30 protein-coding genes and 5 pseudogenes are annotated in these 23,262 nt (G+C 53.9%); 17 read left to right on the forward strand and 18 right to left on the reverse strand.

Annotated elements, in window-relative coordinates; genetic code table 11:
* Positions 1 to 228 precede the first annotated feature (228 nt).
* The 3 genes from ycgZ (at position 229) to JNO11_RS22015 (ending at position 1,358) form a co-directional block, all read left to right on the forward strand.
* Positions 229 to 474 carry a regulatory protein YcgZ gene (gene ycgZ, locus JNO11_RS22005; RefSeq protein WP_010246891.1) on the forward strand — a complete coding sequence of 82 codons (246 nt, stop codon included), beginning with the start codon at positions 229 to 231 and terminating at the stop codon, positions 472 to 474.
* Between the two features lie 174 nt (positions 475 to 648).
* Entirely contained in the window at positions 649 to 942 is a 294-nt protein-coding gene (locus JNO11_RS22010) for a hypothetical protein (RefSeq protein WP_010670560.1), read from the forward strand.
* Between the two features lie 161 nt (positions 943 to 1,103).
* Entirely contained in the window at positions 1,104 to 1,358 is a 255-nt protein-coding gene (locus tag JNO11_RS22015) for a biofilm/acid-resistance regulator YmgB/AriR (protein WP_010246887.1), read from the forward strand.
* A gap of 471 nt (positions 1,359 to 1,829) precedes the next feature.
* Here JNO11_RS22015 and JNO11_RS22020 read toward each other — a convergent pair whose 3' ends face one another.
* Positions 1,830 to 2,024, reverse strand: a complete 195-nt coding sequence (locus tag JNO11_RS22020; protein WP_010246886.1) for a hypothetical protein — start codon at positions 2,022 to 2,024, stop codon at positions 1,830 to 1,832.
* A gap of 427 nt (positions 2,025 to 2,451) precedes the next feature.
* On the opposite strand from JNO11_RS22020, the gene JNO11_RS22025 reads away from it, so the two are divergent.
* Both JNO11_RS22025 and JNO11_RS22030 read left to right on the forward strand, forming a co-directional pair.
* Positions 2,452 to 3,468 carry a substrate-binding domain-containing protein gene (locus JNO11_RS22025; protein ID WP_033760784.1) on the forward strand — a complete coding sequence of 339 codons (1,017 nt, stop codon included), beginning with the start codon at positions 2,452 to 2,454 and terminating at the stop codon, positions 3,466 to 3,468.
* A gap of 115 nt (positions 3,469 to 3,583) precedes the next feature.
* Entirely contained in the window at positions 3,584 to 3,979 is a 396-nt protein-coding gene (locus JNO11_RS22030; protein ID WP_010246880.1) for a cupin domain-containing protein, read from the forward strand.
* Between the two features lie 20 nt (positions 3,980 to 3,999).
* On the opposite strand, the pseudogene JNO11_RS22035 reads toward JNO11_RS22030, so the two are convergent.
* Positions 4,000 to 4,885, reverse strand: a pseudogene (locus tag JNO11_RS22035) (LysR family transcriptional regulator).
* A 99-nt stretch (positions 4,886 to 4,984) separates the two neighbouring features.
* On the opposite strand from JNO11_RS22035, the gene JNO11_RS22040 reads away from it, so the two are divergent.
* Positions 4,985 to 5,710, forward strand: coding sequence for an SDR family oxidoreductase (locus tag JNO11_RS22040; protein WP_192073036.1), 726 nt, complete (start codon positions 4,985 to 4,987; stop codon positions 5,708 to 5,710).
* Positions 5,711 to 5,756: 46 nt separating this feature from the next.
* Here JNO11_RS22040 and JNO11_RS22045 read toward each other — a convergent pair.
* From JNO11_RS22045 to JNO11_RS22060, 4 genes and pseudogenes are all read right to left on the reverse strand, one after another.
* Positions 5,757 to 6,498, reverse strand: a pseudogene (locus tag JNO11_RS22045) (YoaK family protein).
* Positions 6,499 to 6,709: 211 nt separating this feature from the next.
* Positions 6,710 to 7,039 carry a DHCW motif cupin fold protein gene (locus JNO11_RS22050; RefSeq protein ID WP_010670565.1) on the reverse strand — a complete coding sequence of 110 codons (330 nt, stop codon included), beginning with the start codon at positions 7,037 to 7,039 and terminating at the stop codon, positions 6,710 to 6,712.
* 33 nt (positions 7,040 to 7,072) lie between these two features.
* Positions 7,073 to 7,766: pseudogene (locus tag JNO11_RS22055) on the reverse strand (aspartate/glutamate racemase family protein).
* Positions 7,767 to 7,833: 67 nt separating this feature from the next.
* Positions 7,834 to 8,992, reverse strand: a pseudogene (locus JNO11_RS22060) (MFS transporter).
* A gap of 138 nt (positions 8,993 to 9,130) precedes the next feature.
* On the opposite strand from JNO11_RS22060, the gene JNO11_RS22065 reads away from it, so the two are divergent.
* The gene (locus tag JNO11_RS22065) at positions 9,131 to 9,637 is read left to right on the forward strand and encodes a MarR family transcriptional regulator (RefSeq protein WP_022624551.1); all 507 of its coding nucleotides are present in this window, start codon (positions 9,131 to 9,133) and stop codon (positions 9,635 to 9,637) included.
* A gap of 5 nt (positions 9,638 to 9,642) precedes the next feature.
* Here JNO11_RS22065 and JNO11_RS22070 read toward each other — a convergent pair whose 3' ends face one another.
* On the reverse strand, positions 9,643 to 10,245 hold the full coding sequence (locus tag JNO11_RS22070; protein ID WP_158149798.1) for a helix-turn-helix transcriptional regulator: 603 nt from the start codon (positions 10,243 to 10,245) through the stop codon (positions 9,643 to 9,645).
* A 43-nt stretch (positions 10,246 to 10,288) separates the two neighbouring features.
* Here JNO11_RS22070 and JNO11_RS22075 point away from each other — a divergent pair, with 43 nt between their 5' ends.
* Positions 10,289 to 10,984: a B3/4 domain-containing protein gene (locus JNO11_RS22075; RefSeq protein WP_325177925.1), complete on the forward strand. Its 696-nt coding sequence runs from the start codon at positions 10,289 to 10,291 to the stop codon at positions 10,982 to 10,984.
* A 115-nt stretch (positions 10,985 to 11,099) separates the two neighbouring features.
* Positions 11,100 to 11,420 carry a hypothetical protein gene (locus JNO11_RS22080; protein ID WP_325177926.1) on the forward strand — a complete coding sequence of 107 codons (321 nt, stop codon included), beginning with the start codon at positions 11,100 to 11,102 and terminating at the stop codon, positions 11,418 to 11,420.
* A gap of 79 nt (positions 11,421 to 11,499) precedes the next feature.
* Here the strand turns inward: JNO11_RS22080 and JNO11_RS22085 are convergent.
* Positions 11,500 to 11,892: pseudogene (locus JNO11_RS22085) on the reverse strand (transposase); the annotation flags it as partial.
* Between the two features lie 896 nt (positions 11,893 to 12,788).
* On the opposite strand from JNO11_RS22085, the gene JNO11_RS22090 reads away from it, so the two are divergent.
* The 4 genes from JNO11_RS22090 to JNO11_RS22105 all read left to right on the forward strand — a co-directional run bounded on the left by JNO11_RS22090 (position 12,789) and on the right by JNO11_RS22105 (position 14,234).
* Entirely contained in the window at positions 12,789 to 12,989 is a 201-nt protein-coding gene (locus JNO11_RS22090) for a hypothetical protein (protein ID WP_241689615.1), read from the forward strand.
* A 48-nt stretch (positions 12,990 to 13,037) separates the two neighbouring features.
* Positions 13,038 to 13,277, forward strand: coding sequence for a hypothetical protein (locus JNO11_RS22095; protein ID WP_325177927.1), 240 nt, complete (start codon positions 13,038 to 13,040; stop codon positions 13,275 to 13,277).
* 310 nt (positions 13,278 to 13,587) lie between these two features.
* Positions 13,588 to 13,836, forward strand: a complete 249-nt coding sequence (locus JNO11_RS22100; protein ID WP_325177928.1) for a hypothetical protein — start codon at positions 13,588 to 13,590, stop codon at positions 13,834 to 13,836.
* 149 nt (positions 13,837 to 13,985) lie between these two features.
* Positions 13,986 to 14,234, forward strand: a complete 249-nt coding sequence (locus tag JNO11_RS22105; protein WP_231905515.1) for a hypothetical protein — start codon at positions 13,986 to 13,988, stop codon at positions 14,232 to 14,234.
* Between the two features lie 644 nt (positions 14,235 to 14,878).
* Here JNO11_RS22105 and JNO11_RS22110 read toward each other — a convergent pair.
* Positions 14,879 to 15,160, reverse strand: a complete 282-nt coding sequence (locus JNO11_RS22110) for a hypothetical protein (protein ID WP_325177929.1) — start codon at positions 15,158 to 15,160, stop codon at positions 14,879 to 14,881.
* 73 nt (positions 15,161 to 15,233) lie between these two features.
* On the opposite strand from JNO11_RS22110, the gene JNO11_RS22115 reads away from it, so the two are divergent.
* Positions 15,234 to 15,611: a RidA family protein gene (locus tag JNO11_RS22115; RefSeq protein ID WP_033787194.1), complete on the forward strand. Its 378-nt coding sequence runs from the start codon at positions 15,234 to 15,236 to the stop codon at positions 15,609 to 15,611.
* A 25-nt stretch (positions 15,612 to 15,636) separates the two neighbouring features.
* Here the strand turns inward: JNO11_RS22115 and JNO11_RS22120 are convergent, their stop codons facing one another.
* Genes JNO11_RS22120 through JNO11_RS22130 form a run of 3 tightly spaced genes read right to left on the reverse strand, consistent with a single transcriptional unit; the run spans position 15,637 to position 16,855 of the window.
* Positions 15,637 to 16,164 (reverse strand): DUF4865 family protein, encoded by a 528-nt coding sequence (locus tag JNO11_RS22120; RefSeq protein WP_010246862.1) that lies wholly within the window; start codon positions 16,162 to 16,164, stop codon positions 15,637 to 15,639.
* On the reverse strand, positions 16,161 to 16,550 hold the full coding sequence (locus JNO11_RS22125; RefSeq protein ID WP_022624557.1) for a tautomerase family protein: 390 nt from the start codon (positions 16,548 to 16,550) through the stop codon (positions 16,161 to 16,163). Before JNO11_RS22125 ends, JNO11_RS22120 begins: the two co-directional genes overlap by 4 nt.
* Positions 16,550 to 16,855, reverse strand: coding sequence for a carboxymuconolactone decarboxylase family protein (locus JNO11_RS22130; RefSeq protein ID WP_039387870.1), 306 nt, complete (start codon positions 16,853 to 16,855; stop codon positions 16,550 to 16,552). Before JNO11_RS22130 ends, JNO11_RS22125 begins: the two co-directional genes overlap by 1 nt.
* 96 nt (positions 16,856 to 16,951) lie before the next feature.
* Here JNO11_RS22130 and JNO11_RS22135 point away from each other — a divergent pair, with 96 nt between their 5' ends.
* Positions 16,952 to 17,833 (forward strand): LysR substrate-binding domain-containing protein, encoded by an 882-nt coding sequence (locus JNO11_RS22135; protein WP_325177930.1) that lies wholly within the window; start codon positions 16,952 to 16,954, stop codon positions 17,831 to 17,833.
* On the opposite strand, the gene JNO11_RS22140 is transcribed toward JNO11_RS22135, so the two are convergent.
* From JNO11_RS22140 to JNO11_RS22150, 3 genes are all read right to left on the reverse strand, one after another.
* A complete protein-coding gene (locus JNO11_RS22140) occupies positions 17,799 to 18,386 on the reverse strand; it encodes a TetR/AcrR family transcriptional regulator (RefSeq protein WP_124890711.1) in 588 nt (195 codons plus the stop codon). The two genes, JNO11_RS22135 and JNO11_RS22140, sit on opposite strands and share 35 nt — an antisense overlap.
* Before the next feature lie 127 nt (positions 18,387 to 18,513).
* On the reverse strand, positions 18,514 to 18,645 hold the full coding sequence (locus JNO11_RS22145) for a hypothetical protein (protein ID WP_010670579.1): 132 nt from the start codon (positions 18,643 to 18,645) through the stop codon (positions 18,514 to 18,516).
* A 138-nt stretch (positions 18,646 to 18,783) separates the two neighbouring features.
* Positions 18,784 to 19,338: a GNAT family N-acetyltransferase gene (locus JNO11_RS22150; protein ID WP_089414709.1), complete on the reverse strand. Its 555-nt coding sequence runs from the start codon at positions 19,336 to 19,338 to the stop codon at positions 18,784 to 18,786.
* 410 nt (positions 19,339 to 19,748) lie between these two features.
* Here JNO11_RS22150 and JNO11_RS22155 point away from each other — a divergent pair, with 410 nt between their 5' ends.
* Positions 19,749 to 20,366, forward strand: a complete 618-nt coding sequence (locus JNO11_RS22155) for a pyridoxamine 5'-phosphate oxidase family protein (protein ID WP_325177931.1) — start codon at positions 19,749 to 19,751, stop codon at positions 20,364 to 20,366.
* Between the two features lie 124 nt (positions 20,367 to 20,490).
* On the opposite strand, the gene JNO11_RS22160 is transcribed toward JNO11_RS22155, so the two are convergent.
* The 3 genes from JNO11_RS22160 to JNO11_RS22170 all read right to left on the reverse strand — a co-directional run bounded on the left by JNO11_RS22160 (position 20,491) and on the right by JNO11_RS22170 (position 21,810).
* Positions 20,491 to 20,883 carry a VOC family protein gene (locus JNO11_RS22160; protein ID WP_064690974.1) on the reverse strand — a complete coding sequence of 131 codons (393 nt, stop codon included), beginning with the start codon at positions 20,881 to 20,883 and terminating at the stop codon, positions 20,491 to 20,493.
* A gap of 289 nt (positions 20,884 to 21,172) precedes the next feature.
* Positions 21,173 to 21,538, reverse strand: a complete 366-nt coding sequence (locus tag JNO11_RS22165) for a type II toxin-antitoxin system PemK/MazF family toxin (protein WP_029519587.1) — start codon at positions 21,536 to 21,538, stop codon at positions 21,173 to 21,175.
* The gene (locus JNO11_RS22170; RefSeq protein ID WP_022624564.1) at positions 21,538 to 21,810 is read right to left on the reverse strand and encodes an antitoxin; all 273 of its coding nucleotides are present in this window, start codon (positions 21,808 to 21,810) and stop codon (positions 21,538 to 21,540) included. The genes JNO11_RS22165 and JNO11_RS22170 overlap by 1 nt, the downstream gene beginning before the upstream one ends.
* A 151-nt stretch (positions 21,811 to 21,961) precedes the next feature.
* Between JNO11_RS22170 and JNO11_RS22175 the strand changes: the two genes are divergently transcribed.
* Positions 21,962 to 23,260 (forward strand): MFS transporter, encoded by a 1,299-nt coding sequence (locus JNO11_RS22175; protein WP_325177932.1) that lies wholly within the window; start codon positions 21,962 to 21,964, stop codon positions 23,258 to 23,260.
* Positions 23,261 to 23,262: the final 2 nt, after the last annotated feature.

Below are 23,262 nucleotides of genomic sequence, written 5' to 3' on the forward strand. Positions count from 1 at the left end.
TCCGGCCTTAATATTCAGGTCGGAGCGTCGGTGTGGTGTTAATGATACAAGAATCTGGTACAATTTTTACCTCGCTACAAACTCCTCGTAACACCCTGTTTTAAAAGCCTTAGCACTTTTTGCACAAAAAAATCAATCCCAAAAATCCAAAATTCTGTACAAGTTTTGCAAAGATGTATAACTTGCGCATCCAGAGTGCATACATTTAAACCACCTGAGGACAACAACATGCGTCAGAACGGACAAGCCCCGGAAACGATCAGCGATATTGCCCGTTACTTCAATCAGGCCAGCTCACCGTCGCAACAGGAGACGCTGGGTTCGGTTGTGGTGGAAATTCTGCGCGCAGGTCACAGCCTTAGTCGGAAAACGATTTGCAGTAAACTGCTGAGTCGCCTTGAACTGGCTGCCACGCCAGAAGAAGAGAGTCATCTGCATGAACTCATTGCGATGCTTTTTCGTCGCGAAGATTAATGCCCTCTCACGGTCGTGCATGTTAATCAGGACGCCTGTTTCAGCCATCACCCAGGAAGATCTATCCTAGCAATAAAGCCCAGTTCTGCTTCCCGTATCGGGTGCACTAAGTCGCACCCGCTGACGCATACGGACCCGCAGCATGGCCATTGATTCGCAATCAGAGAAGCCAGTATGTACAGAAGTGAAGATGAGAAACTGACAGATGTTATGATCGGCGAAGCCGTTCTGACATTACTCAAGTCAGACAAACCGGTATCCAGCAACGCCTTAATCGCACAGCTCGAACTGATGGCTGCTGATGCTGACGACGCCGTGAAAGTGTCAGTGATTCGCAAAGCCATCACTGAAGTCCGTAATGGTATGGTTGCCGCGCGCAAACGCGTGCAGGGCGACGGTGCCGAACGTGATAACACGGCTCATCGTATGAACAGTGATGGCCCGCCTGAAGGTTCGAAAAAGCACTGATTGAGCGTACTGCGTACCTGATACATGCGGCTAATTTTAAGCGAAGCGGCAGACCTGAACAGAATTTTTAAGGCGGGCTGGGCAAAACGAAAACTGCGCCTACACTCGTTTTTGACTTCAACCATTGCATCTGACCCATTTTCCTCAGAGAAAGAATAATCATGCAGCATTCATCATCAGATTCTTCAATCATTGACTACTTCCGTAGCGCAGGCGATCAGCTTGCTCCGGAAACTGAACTGCTGGGCGCAGTGATTCGTGACATTGTTGCTGATCAGGGACGTGTAACCAATAAAGCGATCATCCTCTATTTGATCGCTGAACTGGAATGCACTTCAGATGTTGTCAGGCTGGATGTGTTACGCAAAACGCTGGAAATCGTGGTTGGCCGCACGCCAGACGATACCGGCATCTGATACGCCATTCTGCGTTACCTCTGGTAACGCAGGATACTCTTCCCCCCTCGCCCGCTTTTGTTTCCTTCCCTCACTTTCGCTGTATACCCGATATGCCACACAGAAATTATCCGATATAAAAATTCTTTTGCAGGTTAATGATGTAGCAGGGATTTGATCCCGACGATAACGCTTTTTTTGCAATCATGCCAGATGATGATCATTCAGGCTTAATAAGACCTGCCAATGAAAAGGCGAACTTCTTTATCAGAAATTCGCCACCCCTAATGAATAATCAACAGAAAGATCTGACTGACATTTTTAATGCGGTCATCAACCGTCTCGCTGAATAAAAAACAAACGACTCACAAAAAATCCGTTTTAATGGCTGCCAGCAATATGCAATGCCTCTTATTCTCGCCGATGTCAAAGGTAGCAGGGCCGCTATCATGACACAGGCCGGGACAACGCCCGGCATCAGGCCTGGCAACCTTAATGCATCTTACGAGTGAAAAAGCTTATCGCTTCCTGACACAATGCTTTCAGCCTGCTGTCACGCGTCTCTTCGCTCAGGCGAAACAGCGCGTCCGTAATGTCGTGGAAATGAACCGGCTCTCCCGCCTTGATCAAATCACTGACTACCGCACCGACCAGCGCACGGATTTCATTATCGTTGTCGTACTTCACACGACCTCCCGATGGTGTATGCATATACAGTCTATCATTAGCGGGAGCCAAAAAAACAAAAAAAGCCGTCAAGCGGGAAATATAAGCGAAGCGGCAAAAAAGGTTATTAACTATACAACCTCAGAATATTATCTTGCTTTATTTTCACCCCATGCAGCCCTGAAGCTATAAATAGCCAAAACGTGGTAGCAACCGCTGTAATCTATTTATGCCCATGTATATTGAGAGTTGGATAGTTATATATCGCGGAAACAGACTTTTGGCTGAATGTGTTATAAACACTTTTACGACTCACTGTTTGTTGCGATAACCTGCGGGGCAGCTTTCCCGGCCTGATATGTGCTGACCAGCCTTTCACAAATGATCATCTGACAATGGCCAGCAGTATGATAAAACTATCGTCATCCTCTGGTGTCACGAGCAGCACATGGCTAAATTTACCCTGAAACAGATTGCTGCCCAGTCGGGACTCAGTCTGGCGACCATCGACCGGGCCCTGCATCAGCGCGGCAACGTGCATGCCACGACCCAGCACCGAATCCAGCAGGCGATAGCGGACCTGGAACTGATGCAAAAAGCGGGACTCGCCAGGGGAAGAACGATCTATTTCGACGTCATCATGCATACACCTGACCGCTTTCAGCCACTGATACGTGAGGCGTTCAGCAGTCAGATTGCCAGTTTTACTGCCTTTAAACTTCAGCTGCGTTTCCACTTCGGCGCGAATTTGACTGCGGAGGCGATTAACGCGCTGCTGAATAAAAAAGCGTTGCATAGTCACGGCGTCATTCTTAAGGCAGCCTGTTCTGGTGAACTTCATCCCACCCTTGAATCACTGCTGAAACAACGCGTTCCGGTGGTCACCATGATGAGCGACCTGCCCGGCAGCGCGCGCCTGCGCTATATCGGCATGGATAATTTTGATGCCGGTAAAGTGGCGGCTTTTCTGATGTCAAAATGGCTGCGGGTGAGTCGTTCGCATATTGTGGCTGTGACCGGCAGTCACGATTTCATTGGCGAACAGGAGAGAATTCAGGGGTTTCAGCGAGCAATGCAGGAGTTTGCGCCCCAGCATCAGGTGAGCGTGGTGGCAGGCGGTTATGGCATTGACGCCCGGATGCAGCAGTCGGTGACACAGTTTTTGCAGAGACATCCGGATGCAGATGCGGTCTACACAGTCGGTGGCGGTAATCCCGGCATACTGCGCGCTTTTGCCGAACAAAAGCGGACGGTTAACGCTTTTATTGGTCACGATCTCGATCGTGAGAATCGTGCACTGCTGCAGGCCGGTAAAATTGATGCATTAATCGAGCATAATTTACAGCTTGATGCGCTGCACGCTTTCAGAACGCTGCTGGCGTTTCATGGATTTTTGCCCGCCTCAGAACCGCCCGCGCCCTACTCTAAAATTAACATCATCACCCGTTACAACATGACAGCCTGAAAACTGTCAGGCAATTAATGAGCCCGGCTCATAACCGTTTGCCGACTGAGCGGGCTAATCACGCTCCGGCTTGCCGGTTACACTGTGCATGACACGTTAACAACAGGAGTGAGTAATGAAAATTATCGCCAACGGATCGCTGCCTTCGCGTAAGGGACCTGCTGAATATTTTACCGGCACGGTTCGGATTGATGCGCCATTCCAGGCAACCGAACCCGCCCGCGTGGGTGGCGCAACGGTGACTTTTGAACCGGGTGCCCGCACCGCATGGCATACCCATCCACTCGGGCAAACCCTGATCGTCACGCATGGCCAGGGCTGGATTCAGTGTGAGGGTGAAGCCATTCAGGTGATGAACACCGGTGATATCGTCTGGATCCCGGAAAACGTGAAGCACTGGCACGGTGCAACGCCGGATAACGCCATGACGCATATTGCTATCGCTGAGTCACTGAACGGCTCGCCGGTTGACTGGCTGGAGCAGGTCAGCGATCAGCAATATCAGCGCTAAATCAGACGTGCATTCTGTCGCTAAAGTCTGACGTGATCGATCAGCGCCCTCAGCTTGGGGGCCAGATTTTTGCGGCTTGGAAAATAGAGATAGAAGCCGGCAAAGGCAGGCAACCATGCATCGAGCAGGGTCACCAGTTCGCCACGTGCGATGTAAGGCTGGAAGGTTTCTTCCATGCCAAAGCTGATGCCGCCCCCGGCGCAGGCGGTGCGAATCATCACCCCCATGTCATTGGTGGTGAGTTGCGGATTGACGGCAACATCAAACTCGCGTCCCTGCTCTGCGAACTCCCAGCGATAAGGGGCCAGACCAGGCCCTTTTCGCCAGCCGATGCAGCGATGATTGACCAGATCCTGAGGATGTTGCGGCGTGCCTGCACGAGCCAGATAGGCGGGTGACGCCACCGCCACCTGACGCTGCGCGGTGGATACCGGTACCGCAATCATATCCTGAGCAATCACCTCCCCCCAGCCGCACGCCCGCGTCATAGCCCTGCCCGACAATATCAAACTCCTCATCGGTGACGGTGATTTCCAGCTCAACCTGCGGGTAAGCGGTAATAAAGCTCGCCAGTAATTTTCCCCCCAACATCCGCTCAGCAATCGAGGAGATCGCCAGCCGCAGCTGGCCCCGAGGTTCCGCAGCCAGTTCGGCAATATCGGTCACGGCGCGATTGAGCTGGTTGATCGCCGGCGCCACTTCGGCATAGAGCCGCTGTCCGGCTTCTGTCAGCTGAACCGATCTTGTGGTGCGCTGCATCAGCGTGATGTTAAGCCGGTCTTCCAGACGCCGCAGACTCTGGCTGATCGCCGGACGCGTAACACCTAATTGTTCTGCGGCCAGCCGGAAATTTCGCGTCTGCGCCACAATCACAAAAACTTCGAGAGCATTTTTATCGGCATTCATTGGTCAGATTGAGTTACCAGTGCGTAAAGCGTTCGGTGGATTATCTTTATAATGCAGTCGCCGTATGATCGCCAGTGACAACCTGACTGGAGAAACAAAATGACTCAGAAAGTGATTTTAATTACCGGCGCCTCAAGCGGCATCGGTGCAGGCATTGCACGTGAACTGGCGAAAACAGATGTCATTCTGCTGCTGGGTGCGCGGCGGGAAAGCCGCCTGGCCGCGCTGGCTGAAGAGCTGCAGTTCAATGGTGCAGAGGTGGCGATCAAAGCGCTTGATGTAACGCGCCGCGAAGAGATGACGCAGTTCGTTGAGTATGCGCTGGAGAGATGGGGCCGGGTGGATGTAATGATCAATAACGCCGGTATTATGCCCTTGTCACCGATGGCGTCGCTGCGGGTGGAAGAGTGGGAACAGATGATCGACGTAAACATCAAAGGGGTGCTGTATGGCATTGCGTCAGTGTTGCCGACCATGCTGGCCCACCAGCGCGGCCACATCATCAACGTCGCGTCGATAGGGGCGCTGGCCGTGTCGCCCACCGCAGCCGTCTACTGCGCCACTAAGTTTGCGGTGCGGGCGATTTCCGACGGATTACGGCAGGAGAACAGTCAGCTACGGGTGACCTGTGTCCATCCCGGTGTGGTGGAGAGCGAGCTGGCATCAACCATTACCGATCCGGCAGCCGCCGAGGCGATGCAGCACTATCGCGCTATCGCGTTGCAGCCGGACGCCATTGGTCGCGCCGTGTGCTATGCCATTGAACAGCCTGAAGAGGTAGATGTGAACGAAATCGTGGTGCGGCCAACCCGAACGCAGCAGTAAGCAACCCGCCCGATGCGCTGTGTGCATCGGGCGGGAGGTTTTACTGTCAGTAGAGGCTTCTGCGGGTACGCTGCACGGTGATAGCGATGGCCGTCAGTGCCACCAGCATCAGAAATATCCCCAGTCCAACCATGGCGTTAAAGCCATAGACTTTGAACAGCAGCAGACCGGCAATACAGCCGCTCAGGAATGAAAACACGGTAGTCAGATGGGTGTGCAGAACCTTCTGGAAAAAGCGACGATCGTCGGTTTCAAGATGCACGGCGTGCGACGTGTGGGCAAAGATCCACGACCCCAGCGCAATACCCGCATCGGTCAGCGTGCCGGTAATGTGGGTCGATCTGACGCGGCCATTGGAGAGCTGCGTCGATGTCGCATTATGAATCCCCATTAAAAAAGCCCAGCATTAACAGCACTTCCCCGTTAAAGCTTGGCCGGTAGAACACGATTTCAAAGATTGATGCCGCCGTCAGTGCCGCCCCTTCCGCCAGAATGATCAGACAGAATATGGTGCGTAACTTATGTTTGATCCCCACTACCACCGCCAGCCGGGCAACGGTACAGCCCAGCACAAAGGCAATAATCAGTGCCATCAAAAACAGCATGGTATGGAGGTCGCTGGTGGTCACTTCCTGGGAGATTTGCGAGGTGTTACCCGTCATATGCGATGGAAAAAATCCAAACGCGCCCAGCGCCATGGCATTAAGGATGCCGGCGGTGGTGGCAAGCACCAGCGCCAGCAGTCGATCTTCGGTATGCGAACGAACTTTCTTCTTTTTTATCAGCACAGGCTTCCCCACCTCAGGTGAATGCAAAACGTTCTTATAAGGCTTCTAGCATACAACCTGATGGAAATTATTCCTGTCAGAACCAGATAACTCTGATGAAATAAGCCATTAATTTTGCTGATTTTTATAAAGCTGATTCAGTTTACTTTTAAAAGTGTCAACGACGCGATGATTCACCAGCAGGTGATCACCAGAGAGGCTGATGGTGAACTCAGTCAACGATGAAGAGTTGCGCGCCTGTGGACGTAAAGGAGCGATGTGGTTCAGCATCGTCCGCCACCTGATAGCTGACGCCCGGTGTCAGCACGAAACGGCGACCATCTGCCAGTTCAGTATGCAACTCACCCGCCATGCACAGCAAAATATGGCCCTTTGTGCACCAGTGATCGGCGACATAGCCTGGTGAATAGTCGACCATCCGCACCCGGATATCGTTAAACTTCACGGTTCGCCAGGTCGCCTGCCCCTGGTCGCCGGGATGAATCGTCTCTTCAATCTGATCCCACTGGGTCAGGCCAAACGGCAGATTTTCAATTTTCATGCGATTCCCTCAAGGCTAAGTGCAGGATAAACGTCAGGCCAGCGCCTGGGTAACAGCCTCTTCCGCGTGGATAAGCGTGGTATCAAACAGTGGCACACTGGCATCCGTGGCATCCACCAGCAGTGTGATTTCGGTGCAGCCGAGAATAATGGCCTCCGCCCCCCTGCGCAACCAGTTGCTGCATGATCTCCCCATAACGGCGACGCGACGCGGGATTGATCTCGCCCAGACAGAGTTCGTGGTAAATCACCTCATGCACAAAAATCCGATCCTCTCTATCCGGCGTGATCACCTCAAGACCAAACTGCTGCTGAAGTCGCCCGCGATAGAAATCCTGTTCCATGGTGAATCGCGTCGCCAGTAATCCGACCTTACGCACCCCGGCCTGCTGAATGCGCCGTCCGGTGGCGTCGGCGATATGCAGCAGCGGGATGCCCGTTGCGGCGCTGATTTGTGTTGCCACTTTATGCATGGTGTTGGTACAGAGTACGATGAACTGCGCGCCAGCCCGTTCCAGATTGCGTGCCGCTTCAGCCAGTATCTCTCCCGCCTGCTGCCACTCTCCCGCGGCCTGTAGCTGCTCAATACGCTGAAAATCGACGCTATAGAGCACCAGCTCCGCCGAGTGCAGGCCGCCCAGCCGCTGTTTAACCTGCTGATTCAGAATGCGATAATAGAGCGCGGTAGACTCCCACGACATACCGCCTAACAGACCAATCACTTTCACAATGCACTCCGGGTTCAGGGGTTTTATTCCAGCATGCCAGATCGACATTGATCGGCAACGGCTTTGTTCAGTTGATACTGTTCTGAGGTCTGAAGCGTCGGGCAATCACCATTAACAGCACAACGCCAGCGCTCATGATCAGCCAGGCCTGAGTCATTGACGTTCCGCTATCACGCACCCAGCCTGCCAGCAGCGGCATCAGAGCCGCAATCATATATCCGCCTCCCTGCACGCGTGATAGCAGAATGCCCGCCTCTCTGGCACTGCGCGCATGATCCAGCGTGACGATCAGCGACAGCGGAAAGAGCGCACCGATGCCCGTACCCAGTAACAGTGAAGAGAGTATCGGCATCGTGCCCGGGTAAAAGACCAGACTCAGCAGCCCCAACAGCAACAGGGCCAGCACGCCGAGCAGCAGCGGACGGCGATCGGGAAAGCGATGTAACGTCGCCGAGACGATGAATCCTGCCACCACTTCGGTTAACGTCAGGGCCGCGAGCAGATAGCCACTGTGGCGAGCACTCCAGCCCAGTTGAATATAGAATGGCGGCAGCCAGGCCAGCACTAATGTATAAGCACCCGTGCCAATGCCGAAAAAGAGCATCAGCAACAGGGTACGCCGCACAGGCAGCGTCGCTGCATCAGAGGCCACGCTCACCTGCGGCGATCGTCTGACTAAAGTCAGCCAGATCAGCAGTGTGACCAGCGTTAACCCGCCGGAAAGCGCCAGCGCGGGTTGCAGGCCCAGCCATGAAAACAGCGGGTCGGCACCGGCAGCAGTCAGTGCCGCGCCCGCCATAATGCCCGTGCTGAACAGCGCCATCAGCGTCGCCGCGGCCTCAGCAAAGCGTTGCCGGATCAGAGCGGGCATCAGCGCCTGTATCACGCCAATTCCTGCGCCCCCCCGCCAGCGCGGTGAGCAGCAGCTGAGAGGGAGTAAGCGTAACGCCGCGCCACAGGCAGGCGAACGTCAGACAGAGCAAACCGGCGGCGATTCCCTTTACCGGCCCGATGCGGGCGATCAGCCACGGGCCAGAGAGTGCGGCCAGACCCATCATCGCCACTGGCAGCGTGGTCAGCAGACTGAACGTCGTCGACGACAATCCGGCCTGCAGTTGCAACACCGGGAACAGCGGGCCGATAATCGCCAGCATAGGCCGCAGATTCAGCCCGATAAGAAAAGCGATCACGGCAAACAGAATGGGGAACAACACCTTATTTTTCATCATCGACGCCTTAACAGAGGATTGACGATGACAGCTCCGGGCTGCCACCATTTATCTTAACGTTAAGATAAATTCCCCCCCGGTGTTAAGAGGCTGCGCACAACCCGACAACATAACCACAATATTTAAAGGTAATTTATGCATGACCATATTGATTTCGTTGTCAGTCAGTGGGACGACGCGATGCCCGATCTCGACGCCTCTTCAATGCGGATCTTCGGCAGGGTGCTGCGTCTGATGAAACATCTGGCGAAAGCGCGCAGTCAGGCACTGGAGCCTTTTGGTTTTCAGGAGGGAGAATTTGATGTGCTGGCGACATTGCGACGGGCGGGATCGCCTTTTCGCCTGTCGCCCACCCAGCTCTACCAGGCGCTGCTGGTGACTTCCGGTGCGATGACAAATCGTCTGAACCGGCTGGAGCAGCAGCATCTGATTGAGCGTATTGCCGCGCCAGAGGATAAGCGCAGCATGCTGGTCGGGCTGACGCCGCACGGGCAGCAGCAGATTGAGCATGCACTCCGCGTCCATACCGCTACGCAGGAGGCGTTGCTGGCACCGCTTGGCGCTTCAGAGCGTGCCGAACTGGAAAGGTTGCTGAAAACGCTGCTGCTGGCGTGTCCAGGCGAAGCGACAGCCGCAGAATAGTGCCGTCAGCGCTGCAGTTCGGCCACCGTCATGGTGAAGATAACCGGCAGGTGATCGGCGCTGGCATAGGCATGCGGCATATCGGTTCGCGCTACGGCTGCACAGCCCTGCTGCACCACGAGGGTCTGCTCACCCACCGTTAAGGCGAGCGTGCCCTGCTCGACATGCAACAGTTCGAGTGTGCCTGAGGAGTGACCGGCAGAACGGAAAGCTTCGCCCGCAAACATCTGCCAGCGCCAGAGCTCGATCATATCCGGCCCACGGGTTCCCGCCAGCAGTTGCGCATAACCGCCCTGCTCGCCCTGCCACAGCCGGGGCATTTCGCTGTTCTCAATCAGCCAGGCGTCAGGCGCATGCGCAACGTTGACGATATCTGCCACCGAGACGCCCAGTGCGGCAGCCACTTTACAGAGAATGGCAATGCTGGGATTGGCGACACCCTTCTCGATCTCCACCAGCATGCCTTTACTGACGCCAGCCCGGCGGGATAACTCATCCAGCGAGAGTTTCTGACTTTTACGCCAGCTTTTGATGCTGTCCGAAACAGCCTGATTGACACTGGCGACATCGGCACCCGCATCGGTCGTTATATTGACTTTTTTGGTCATCGGTCATTACTATGAAATAAATTAGTCACTGAGAGAGTATCCGATGTTATCTGTTCACCCGTCAATCGCTCCCGCTGTTTTCGCGCTCGCTCCCGGCTTTCGTGCCATGAGTATTGTGGTGGAAGCCACACCGATTACCCGACCAGAAGTTGCCAGCGAAGCACTGAAGAGCGCATGCCAGCAGGTGTTAAATGATGATGCGGCGTGGGCAGACGCGCATCTCGCCGCCTGGGCTGAGGTGTTTAAAGCCTTTGGTGCCAAAGCGAAACGTACACCCTGTTCGGCAGAAGCATTGCGTAAGCGTGTGCTGCGGGATGGCGCATTGCCTGCCATCGATCCGGTTGTCGATCTCTATAACGCCATCAGCATTCGTTATGCGCTGCCGGTCGGGGGTGAAAATATCGCGGCCTATGCTGGCGAGCCACGCCTGGTGATAGCTGACGGCAGTGAACGTTTCGATACCGTTAAAGAGGGCGAGGTGGTTTATGAGTCGCCGGAACCAGGCGAAGTGATCTGGCGCGACGATCAGGGCGTAACCTGTCGCCGCTGGAACTGGCGTCAGGGTGTAAGAACCCGACTGGATGCCAGTGCGCAGCAGATGTGGTTCATTCTGGAAAGTCTGCCCGCTATGCCGCTTTCCGCGCTGCAACAGGCCAGCGACGATCTGGTTTCGGGATTACAGCAGATGATGCCGGGTGCGCAAATCAGTACGACGCTAATTGAAGCGCCAGCAAACTGAACATTGCCTCAACAGCGGCTAAACGAGGTTAACGGTGAGCGGAAACTGTGGCAGGATACGCGCCCTGCGTCTGGCCATACCCGGCTGACTTAACGGCACTCAACCGGTGACTAAAATGGCTAAAGTAAAATATATCCTGCCCCTGCTGCTGATCCTCGCCCTGACCGCCTGGTGGTTTATCCCACAGGACAGTGAGGAAGATAAGGCGTATTACGTCGCGGTGTTCTGCGCGATTGATCATGATAGTAAGCAGCCCCTCGACCGGCAGATGCAGAACGTCATTGAAGGCGGCAACTCTGATTATGCGCTGCAAAAAATCACTTATAAATCGGGGCTGGGCCGCAGCGTGATTGCTCGCTGGCAGCAACTGACACCTGATGGACAGCAGCGCGCCGCCCAGGATAACCTCGCCTGCCAGCAGATGCTGAAGCGCTGATTTCTGACGGGCGTGTTGCATTGACAATGCTGATAATTTTCCAGGAGAACAGATCAACCACCACGGCCACATAAAGTCAGCCTTCATGCGGCCGGATGTACGTTATGCTCGTCACCCAGCGCTCATCAGGTGCCTCCAGATTGAACTGACGCTGGAGTCTGTTGGGTGACACTATGCTGGCTTCACCTTTGCGTGCTCGTAGGTTCCGGTACTCGATCTGAGCTTTTATTCCGGCACGCTTCATCAGTCGCCAGACCCGGTTCACTTCTTTCTGAAGTCGCCGACTCTCAGACCAGGTATCAGAATGCGCTTTAGTGGCTGATGAATCAGGGCCCTACTTTTTTACTCAGGCATAGAGGCTGTGCGTGATGATACCAGGACGGGTGGCGACACTTGCAAGGGAATGGCTACGATCAACGACCTGTTTAACCGCTTCGATTTTTGACTCTTCGGGATAACGTTTACCGCTCATGAGCACCTCTCTTTTGATAGCCGGTTGCAACCGTTGTCCTCAGCCGTCAGGCACGAACTCGCCTGCAAGTTTGACGGAGTGAAGCTCGACGACTGCCTGCCAGGGCAGGAGCCGGAGGGTTATGCAGTGAAGAGTTTGACGTAAATTCACGCATACTCCTGACCGGTTGCAAGCTGAACGCTCTCACAGCACCACTATTTTGTTTGCTGCACGCACGATAATGAGTCGGTTTTTTAGCTGTTGAGGTCCCGCCTGCCGCAGTTCTGATAATGCTTCATGAAATTTCTGAATTTCACAGGTTCGGTAAAACGAATTCAGAGTGGTTAAACAGTTTTCCCCATGACCATGCCTCATAAAAGTCAGATTAATTATATAAAAATGATATTTGCTTCTGTTTTTTTTTAAATTTAATTTTTTTTATTTTTCTGTTCTTTGACAAGCGCGCTACATTAATAAAAATGTAATGTGTATATTTTCATGAAAACAGTAAACTGTTAGCAGGATAATTATTAGTCTTTAATATCATTTAAATTTAAAGGCTTAACATTTAAATAACACCTCCGACAACTTCGATTTAATTCAAATAAAAACATTATAAAACATCGATAAACCTTTCATTACAATCCTTAGTTTTTAATTTTCAGTTAATTTACTTTTAATTAAACGGCTCATTAGCTACGGGATGGGCCAAAGATTATCTCATGTATTTCTTACCCTTTAAGGATGGATTATGAGACATAAAAAATTAGCTCTTGCTTTGGGTATTTTTGTTCTCTCTGCGGCGCGACTTTCTGTTGCCGCACCCTTACATAACGAACCGTTGACTGATCACTCCTCACATACCTTCTTACTTATCGACGATGCTAATGGTGGCAACGGCGGGAACGGAGGTGCTGGTGCCAATTCTCCTGGTGGCCCCGGAGGCGATGGCGGTAATAACAGCGGCAGCGGTAACGGGAACGACAGCGGTAATGGTAACGGTACTGGCAACGGCTCAGCTAACGGCAATGGTTCCGGAGACGGTGACGGTGGTGGTGATGGTGGTGACGGCGGTGGCGATGGTGGTGGTGCGTAATCAGGCTGCTGAATCTAACTAAAAATGGTCGCCTCCTGAAGGCGGCCATTAATTAAAGGATGAAACTTCTATGTCAAAGCTGCACAACACTCTGATTCTTTTCCCGCTTTCTGCAGGGCTGCTCTTTTCCCTGCCGGTATTCAGTCAGACATTCCCGCAAGGCATTATCCAGCTTTCTGCCTGTGAAAATCAGAACGGACAGGATGGGAACGCCGCTTCGCCTAACGGAGAAAATGGTAAAGACGGCGTGCCCGGCACCGGCTGCCTGAACGGAGGTAACGGCGGTAACGGTTCTGCTTCTGGGGGGTAACGGCGGAAATGGTGGTAACGGCGCAAACGGTGCAAACGCCGGGACTGAATCGCATCACAAACACCACAAACATCATAACAATGCACACGGTAGCGCTAATGGTGGAAACGGTGGTGATGGCGGGTCAACAGACAATGCCCCCCGGAGGTGCTGGCGGTGATGGAGGTAACAATGACCAGTCACAACATCTGTAAACGATGCCGGACCTTACTAAGGTGCTCAGCTCTGATACTGGCGGTTTTAACACATTACGGTTATGCCTCTCCGGCATACCCGATCCCTTCTCCTGATTCTTTGTCACTGATTTCTGATGGCGGAAACGGCGGAGACGGTGGTCCGGGTGAAAACGGAGGAAATGGCGGTAACGGCGGTAATGCTGGCACAGGTTCCGACTCCAATGGCGGTAATGGCGGTGATGGCGGCACAAACGGAGCCAATGGAGGGAATGGTGGCAACGGAGGAAGCGGGAATAATTCACCCGGTGGTGATGGTGGTGATGGCGGTGATGGTGGTGATGGCGGCAGCGATGGTGGTGATGGCGGCGGTATATAGTCCATAACTCAGGGGATGATATGAAAAACCTTCTCATGAAAGTTGCATACCTCATTATTCTAACCTCAGCATTACTGAGACCTTTCATTGTCGTATTCACTGTAACGTCCTCTCTGGCGGCCGGAATATTCAGCACTGCGGCATGGGCAGACGGTGATGGTGGCGACGGTGGTGACGGTGGCGGTGACGGAAACGGGGGAGACGGAGGGAATGCTGGTTCTGGCAGCAACGGAGATGGCGGCGACGGCGGTAATGGGGGTGAAAACGGCGGAAATGGAGGAAACGGAGGTAATGGTGATGGATCAGGTAATGGCGGAAACGGAGGCGATGCGGGGCCTGGCGGCGTCGGCGGTCAGGGTGGCAGCGGCGGGAGTCAGGGAGGACATGATGGTTCTCCCGGGATGAGTGGAGCTAAATAGCTATCCGTATGCCGTTAACGCGGTCTGCCGGAGGTTGATTGCTCCGGCGACCTCATTCCTGCAGAATAAACGGACAGCATAGCAATGCTGAGACGTCGTGCTGCAGGGCCTGAACGGCGAAAGTTCGTGAAGTCATATCAGTCGTTTTTACCAGCCCTGCAAACCCTGAGCATCCTAAAAAAATCGCATAGTTTCAGCCTGAGAAATGGCAGCTTATTCAGCACTACCCAACAATCCAGCTCCCGCCCGACCTCTGCCTACAGTTTCTACACTGGCAGGCCTTCTATTTCCCAGCGTTCACAAGCCTTCATGGAAGAGAATCCCTCACTCCAGCGATAAAACATGATCTCCAGTTCGATATGATGCAGCAGCGAATCTAACCAGCGGGATATCCATCTGATGACAGTTGCCGGCGTATGGAAAGCCAGATCAATCTCAGCCTGCCCTTTTGCCGTCTGATAAGTCCGTTTTCACTCCTCTTTCTCACGACGGAACTGGCGGGAATACTTCTCATCGCTAAGCTCCGTTTTTCGTCGCTGCCGCTCCGTGTCCTGACACCGCCATCCGGAAACAGATCGTGAGCATCATAACTGTTCAGTGGATGCGGGCAGTCCTCAACCGCTATAACAATCAGCCTATAAGTGCTGCCAGCCATGCCTGCCTGTTACCTCTTAATTCGCCGTCAGTCATTGAAGGCCGCAAAAAAGCGAATTTCTCTCTGTCTCCCCACTTGCTACCCCCCTGAGAACCCGAAAAAGGCTTGTGCATACGGATAGTCTGCACAATGCGCATTTCGTTCATGCCTGTTTTGACGACAGCAAGGGCCTGCATCGCTGCACGGCGTGCAGGAGAGAGCGGAACCTGTAAACGGCTGGCTTCCCGAACATCCTCGTTATTCAAAACATCCTTCAACCCGCTATCAACTTTCGGCCTGCTTTAATGCCAGTAGCTTGTATGGTATGAAATCCATTTAAAAGAGAAAAATATGACGATGCCAGAACGCAAAAATTACCCGCAACTGGGCGAAGTAAAAGCGCCTTATGTCCACGCAGTGAAGCATGGCGCGACGCTGTATGTCTCAGGACTGACCGCTTTCGGTACGGCGGCTCAGCAGGGAGATATGGCTGAACAGGCAGAAGCCATTTTTAATCAACTCAGGGCGGTTGCCGCGGCTGAGCATACGTCGCTCGCAGCGCTGCTGAAGGTCACGATATTCATCACCTCTTTCACAGAGATCACCGCGCTGCGGGAAGTGCTTTATCGCAACTACGGCGAGCATCTGCCCGCCAGCTCGCTGGTACAGGTCAGCGGACTTTTCTCCGCTGACCTGCGCATAGAGATTGAAGCCATTTTTGCCCTCTGAGTAGAAAACAGCGGCATTCCCGATGCTAGAGTTGCAGATCCGCGGCGGCTGCACCCCGTGCCAGATAACCGATGCGATAGACTTCCTGCTCGCCAGCGGGGCGCTGGTGTGAAGCGTTAACGTCTACTCCCTGCCAGCGGCTCACATCCCAGGCGCTGATCCCTGTTGTTACCGGCAGTGTCGTAAGGTCTGAATGCGGTGGAATCGTCCAGCGGTTCAGCGTTATAAAGCGGGCATCGGCCAGATCCGGCATGTGGGTCAGCCCCTCAAGCGCCAGCCAGCTTTCGATGATCGGCCAGCCAAAATCCCTGACCAGCGTCGCAAAGCCAGGACTTTGCAGGAAACGCTGCATACCACTCGCCTCCCGCCAGAAATAGAGCGGCGCATAACGGTTTTCATTCTGTCCGTCATCATCACGGCAAGTGTAAAGATATGCCTTGGCCACCAGCCCTGGAAAGCCATCAAGCCGGGCTCCGTTCAGACTGATGCGCTGTTCGATGATGCCCATGTCGTAGTCAGCGGGCAGGGTAAAACGGTAGTGCATGATAATCATAACGCCTCCTGTGCCAGCATCCGGCCGCCGCTAAAGCTCCACTCTTCGGTGCTGTTAAACTGAATAATGATCATCACGTCGTCAGGATCGATCGCCATCTCCGCCTGAAGCGTCGTACAGAGTGAATGATAAAACCGTTGCTTCTGTTGCCGCGTTCGCGGTCGGCCTGCCGTCACCTGAAACAGCACGAAATTGTCGCTACGCCCGCCGCTGAGATAGTGACGATCAAATACCCGCTGTCCGGCGGGCAGCATCTCAATCAACTGAAAGCAATCATGCTCAGGAACGTCAAATTCCGCGACCAGCGCCTGCTGAAGGAGCGTGGAGATCTGATGCAGAGCCGCCTCGCTGTAGCCCTGACGCAGGGTAATTCGGGTAAAGGGCATCAGTGATTATCCTCCAGATAACCCAGCGCGGTGACGGCGGCGGGCCAGCCTGCGTAAAACGCCAGATGGGTGAAGCTCTCCACCAGCTCATCCTGCGTCAGTCCATTTTGCCTGGCGAAATCGATGTGCCACGGCAGCTGCTGGACCCGCCCCAGCGCGGTTAACGTTGCCAGCGTCAGCAGGCTGCGTTCACGCGGTGACAACTGCTCGCGCTGCCAGATATCGCCAAACAGCACCTGCTGTGTCAGTTCGGCCAGTTTTGGCGCGCGCTGCGCCAGTGTTTCCCGATCAAGCGATTTTTTCATTGCACACTCCTCAGTGGTGAGACAGAGTGTCACTCAGGCCTTCAATCCTGAAAATCAAATTAATCAGCTCTTACCATCCATAATTACAGGACAATAATGAGCAAGGTACCGGAGTCCCTCGATATGGATGCGCTGCGCAGTTTCGTCGCGGGCATTGATGCCGGCAGCTTTGCCCTGGCGGCACAGCATCTGTGTCGGTCTGCCTCGGCCGTCAGTGCGCAGCTTAAAAAACTTGAGCAGCAATGCGGCACGGCGCTGGTGATGAAAAAAGGGCGTCATGTGCAGCTGACCCGCAGCGGCGAACAGCTGATGAGTTACGCCAGACGCCTGCTGTCGCTGAACGATGAGACATTGCGGGCAGTGAAAGGCGAAGCGTTGCAGGGCGAAATACGCATCGGGATGCAGGAGGATTTTGGCGAGGCATTGATGCCGGCCATTCTCGGCGCGTTCAACCGGCAGCATCCGGATGTGATGCTGACCGCACGCGTCGACAGAAATCTGCCGCTGCTTACGGCGCTGGCCCGTCATGAGCTGGACCTGGCGCTGCTGTGGCAGGCAGAGCAGCAGGCTGGCACGCAGTTAATTGGTCAGTGTCCGTTAGCCTGGATACAGCATCCGGCGTTTGATCTGGCGGGATATCTGCAACGCGGCGAGCCGCTGCCGCTGGTGGCATTCGATGCGCCGTGTGTCATGCGATCGCGCGCCATCGAGGCGCTGGATAAGGCAGGTATTCCGTGGCGGGTAGTGTTCACCAGCCACAGTCTTAGCGGGATCTGGGCGGCATTACAGGCCGGGCTGGGCATCACCCTGCGCACCCGCGCAGGGTTGCCGGAGACGCTGGTGATTGAATCACACCGGCTGCCAATGCCCGGCTATCTGGGTATCGCGCTCGCCCGCTCAGATCAGGGTGACGATCCGGCGCGAGCACTCTTGCAGCATCTGATCACGCAAGCCGCCCTGCCCTTTGTTCAGCGCTGACTACTGTCTGAAATGCCCGCTGAACCAGAGACGAACAGTATTCTGCTGAGATGTCGCGGTCGCCGAACAGAATATGAAACATCACCGGCGCCACGACCACATCGATGATGCGATCAACGTCAAAGCCTGATTCGCCGCGTGCCTCGGCCCGACTTTTCAGTGTTTCAAGATGCTGATAGGTAAACCCACAGCATTTCTGGCTCGCCACTTCAGCCTGACTTCCTATCACATCAGCCAGAAGCTCACGACCGACTTTGGACGACATCTCTTCAGCATACTGCTGGATGAACGCGGTAAGATCGCCGGCCGTCGATCCGGTATCTTCCGGTTCTGCAATGGGCCGCATCCGTGCCACGGCCACATCCGCCAGCAACTGGGACAGATCGCCCCAGCGCCGATAGATCGTGGAAGGTGTCACACCTGCCTGTTCGGCGATCATCGGCACTGTAATAGCTGAACGATCAAGCGTTTCAAGCAACCGGTTAACGGTGTTATGCACTTCCGCCTGAATACGTGCGCTGCGCCCACCCTGCCGAATCATCTCCCTCGCCATCACTTGCTCCCGCTTTTATCAGCCTGAACGTCATGGTTAAAGCAACGAAGTTGCATTAACAGATAGCGGCAGTGTACCGCATCTCAGACTGAGCAGGCGCTAATGTGTGCTATCGGACGATTGAGAATCAAGGCTGCAGTTTACTCAGGACAGATTTAACCGGCTCGGCGGTGAGATGTGACGAACGGTTATCTGATGCGCCTATCCATAAAAGACTGACTGCCATAACTGCTGAAATAAAAATTGTACGAATATCCATAAAGCCTCCCCCCTGATTAAGGTGGCTAAAGTAATCCACACAGCGGAGTATTAATCGCGGGATAAGAGAGGGTTTAAAGGGACTTAGTGCGAAAAGGTGGCGCAGATTTCGCCACGCCTGAATCACAAACGGGAAAGATCAGACAGATGCGGTAACGATGTTGCCAGCCGCAAGCCAGTCACGTCGTGTGAGGGTGTACATCAGGCTGGGAGGCAACCCCTCCGGATCGTCGACCTTTTTCAAAAAGGTTAAGCCGGCTTTTTCCAGTACCCGGCGCGAAGCCAGATGGTTTTCGCGCGTCACACCCGTAATGATGCTCAGCCCGGCCTCTTCGAATCCGTAACGAATGGCTCTGCGGGAAAGCTCGGTAGCATACCCTTTTCCCCAGGCAGCAGGCTCAAACCGGTAACCGAGATTATTCGTCTGACGACCGTCAAACTGGCTTCTGAACACACCGCCAAAACCAATAATTTTATCCGGATGGGCTTTCTCAAATATCGTCCAGTCGCCAAAACCCTGTTCCTGATAGCTCTGTAATATGCGCTCTATGGCCTGAATGGCATACGTTCTGTCGGGCCATGGACCTCGCGGGTTAAATTTATGCGTTTCGGGGTCGCCATAGATTCTGAAGAGGTCGTCAAGATCCTCACGAAGAGTATATCTGTAGAGCAGTCGCTCTGATTCCCAAACCATCCTGCGCTCCTTGTGGGTGCTGAATAAGCAATCTTTACTCTTTATATCAGCAACTTCTGCTGTCACCAACTCTGTTAATACTCTTAACGAACGGCGGCTAATTTCAGTGCACAAGTCGCGGTTTTCGTGCTCATCTGATTGCAGAAAATGGACCTCTCATCAGAGGCTGTCACTACGTTGTGTTGTGCTTCTGATATTGGTAAAGGGTGGAAAGAGGTTGCCGCCCCAGGTAATAAGCTGTTTTCGCGGCGGGAAGACGGATTCACCTGGGGCGATTGCCATAAAGGGTGGCGCACGGGTTCTGAATACGCTGCATGGGTGTTAAAGTGCTGCTTAAACTGGCGCGTCGGGTCTGTGTAGTCTCACCTTCAGCGTTATGAGGATCTGAATAGTGAAAGGAAAGTGCAAAAATGTCTGAACAGAGCAGCATTATCACTGAACTTACCGAACTTGAAGGTCTTTACGGCACGGTCGCCCGGCCCTCTGTCGCTAAAGAAACCGATCATATTCATCCCGCCTATCGTCCGTTTATCGCCGCCTCGCCTTTTGTGGCGCTGGCAACGTCGGGACCTGAGGGACTGGATGTTTCACCGCGCGGCGATCCGGCCGGATTTATCGAAATCGAAGATGACAAGACCCTGTTATTACCCGACAGACGCGGCAATAACCGCATCGACAGCCTGCGCAACATTCTGCATGACAATCGGGTAGCGCTGCTTTTTCTCATCCCTGGCATTGGCGAGACGTTGCGCGTGAACGGCACGGCAGCAATCAGCACCGACCCGGCGCTGCTTGAGCGCTTTGCCATCAACAATCAGCTGCCAAAAACCGTATTATGCATCACTGTGGAGAGCGTTTTCTTTCAGTGCAGCCGGGCGATTATTCGCTCCGGATTATGGGATGCCGAAACGCAGATCTCACGGCAATCGCTGCCCAGCACCGGTTCCATCCTCAAACAGATTGCAGAGATTGATGGCGATGCCTACGACAAAGCGCTGCCTGAGAGATTGAAGAACTCACTTTACTAATCGCCGTTCAGGGCCTGGAGGCTTCACTTGATCCGGCGTGCTGATGAGTGAAGTACTTATACTTTCGGAACGGAGATCACAAGTGCGCCTGCAGTCACGCCTCTAAGCGCAAACAGCGATAGCGTTACGCAAAGCTCTCCAGTATCTGCTTTGCATGCAGGTAGTCGTAAGAGGTCACTTCAATTTTATTATTGCTGAGATCGCTGAAATAGACGGACATCGACACGTCATGGTCGCTGACGCTGAAAGGGATTTTATTCTTACGGAGTACAGGCATAAGTTCGTTGAAAGATGAGGCTGCCACCCCGAAAGCCACCGTATGGCCTGGTGGCTGAGATTTTCGCAGGAAAAGAGAGAGTGATGCCCTGTTATTTCTTATGACCAGCGGCCCACCCTGTTCAAACCAGAAGTACAGGGAAGGGTCGCGTTCAAAGCCCAGGATCTCGTTGTACCACTTTTCTGCCTGTTCAATATTTTCAACGTAGAGATGGATATGATCGATCTCAGCTATCTTCATCATCTGGCTCCCTGATTGTTATTAACAGTGAGACTCGCCGAAATATTATTGATAAACAACCCGCAAAGCACATAACAACACGTATCAGGAAACGGACAGAGAAGAGTGCAGGAAAGCGGCCCGGAGAGACAAAGCGCAGGCAAAGGGAGAGCGGATGTGAGTTAGCATAAACGAGCCCCATTTGGGGTTGTAACGCTTGCATCAGGTCACACAATTACAATATGGACCAGACCTTTATGCTTTCCAGGAATTTATAATTATTAAGCTTTAACTGTCAGCCAGTGTTGATTTACCGCGGGTCGATAAGATCTACGACCAAAGACAATATTTCATCCATAACATGTGGCTCAACGGTGGCGGCATAGCTTGCCCTGCGCGCAGTCAGGTCAAGCGAGCGCACCTGATAGCACAGCGCCACGCCGGTCACTTTGCCGGTATCTGTGCTGTTACCGTCCAGATAAACGGTCACGCCCTGTGAGCGTGATGCGCCGCCGCCACTTGTTACCGGCACGCAAACTGCCGTTCCCAAAGCCGCAACCAACTCCCGTTGCGAGATAACAAGGTAATAATGCGGCCCTTTAAACTCTCGCCCTTCAACCGGATCGCCATTAACGTGCCAGATTTCGCCTTTCTGCGGCACTCTCCTTGAAACCATCAGATATGCTCCCTGCCCTGCGGCGCGTCGTTCAGCCCGTCGGCGGCCTCTTCGTTATACTGTTGAATTTCCTGCTGATCGATACCGGCCAGCAACTGAGCAACTGTGCGGCGACCGCGTGGTACACGCGTTACCGGCACAATATTCACGGATTCGCCTTCTGCGGTGACGTCCAGCTCAATGCCAACGGTCCAGCCCGCTCTGGCAGCAATCTCGCTGGGGATAGTCAGCACGACCGCCCCGCCCTGCTGACGAAGTCTTGTTGAAGCCATATCTCCTCCCATGTGTGACTTAGTAACACAAAGCTTACCACAGGGTGACACTAAGTCACACAGCAAAATAGGTTAAAGCAAAGATATTGCATTAAGGCACAGATAGCCGTATACCTTATTAAAAGCTAATACTTTGCATTAAGGTAATTTCATGAACCCCACATTGACGCCTCAGGCTGCTGCCCGCACCACGCTTTTCAGTTTTACCGGTGCGGCGCTGATCTCCGCCACCAGCAGTGCGCCAACGCCGCTCTACCCACTTTATCGCAGCCTGTTCCATTTGACGCCGACCATGCTGACGCTGATCTTTGGTGCCTATACTTTCGCGTTACTGGCCGCGCTGCTGACGGTCGGTAAAGTGTCCGACTATACCGGCCGCCGCCCGCTGATGCTGCTGGCGCTGGCGATCAATGCGGTCGCGCTGGTGATCTTTATGTCTGCCGGTTCTGCGGCGACCTTAATCGCCGCCCGGCTGGTGCAGGGCTTTGCAACCGGTATTGCCTTACCGACCTTTGGTGCCAGCCTGATTGACGCCAGTAAAACCCGTGGGCCACTGCTGAACTCATTCACCGCCTTTCTGGGGATGACGCTGGGCACGCTGGCGGGCGGCATACTGGTCACCTTTGCGCCCTTTCCCACGGTGACGCTTTACGCGCTGCTGCTGATACTGATGCTGGTTGCCATGGCGCTGTTGCCGCTAATACCAGAAACCATTGCGCCTCAGCCGGGTGTTCTGGCCGCACTGCGACCTCAGGTCAGCATACCGCGACGCGCGCTGGGTCCGCTGTTAATGGTGACGCCGGTTAATATCGCAACCTGGATGCTGGGCGGATTTTACCTTTCACTGATGCCCTCAATGGTGGCGAACGCAACCGGCCTGACCTCGCCTTTTATCGGCGGCTCGATTGTGGCGACGCTGATGCTGAGCGCAACGGCAGCAGTATTTCTCTTTCGCCCGTTACCGCCTGCGCGGGCATTAGTTATCGGTACGCTGATGCTGATAGCGGGCGTCAGCGTCACGCTTGCGGGCCTTTCTCTGCACAGCGTGGCCTGGCTCTATCTCGGCACTGCCATTGCGGGTCAGGGATTTGGATCGATTTTCTCCAGCGTGCTGAAGATCATTATGCAGTTAGCTGAAAGTCATGAACGCGCCGGACTGTTCTCCGCCTTTTTTGATCAAAAGCTATCTCGCCTTTGCCCTCCCTGCGATTGCCGCCGGAATGGCAGCGCCGCATATCGGGCTGAACCATACCGCCTGGTTCTATGGCATGACCATCATCGTGCTGGCACTGGTGTCGCTGCTGGCGATCAGAGGTCGCGCTTTAGCCGGAGCGGCCAGTTAATAAACGCGCCCGACGCGGCCAGATATCTGCCGCGTCATCCACAAACGGTAATTTTCACTTACACTCAACGGATTAATTTCAGGCGCAGTTGCTGCGTGATACCGTGAGT

The sequence above is a fragment of the Pantoea sp. 1B4 genome, assembly GCF_016925765.1.
Lineage (GTDB): Bacteria > Pseudomonadota > Gammaproteobacteria > Enterobacterales > Enterobacteriaceae > Pantoea > Pantoea agglomerans.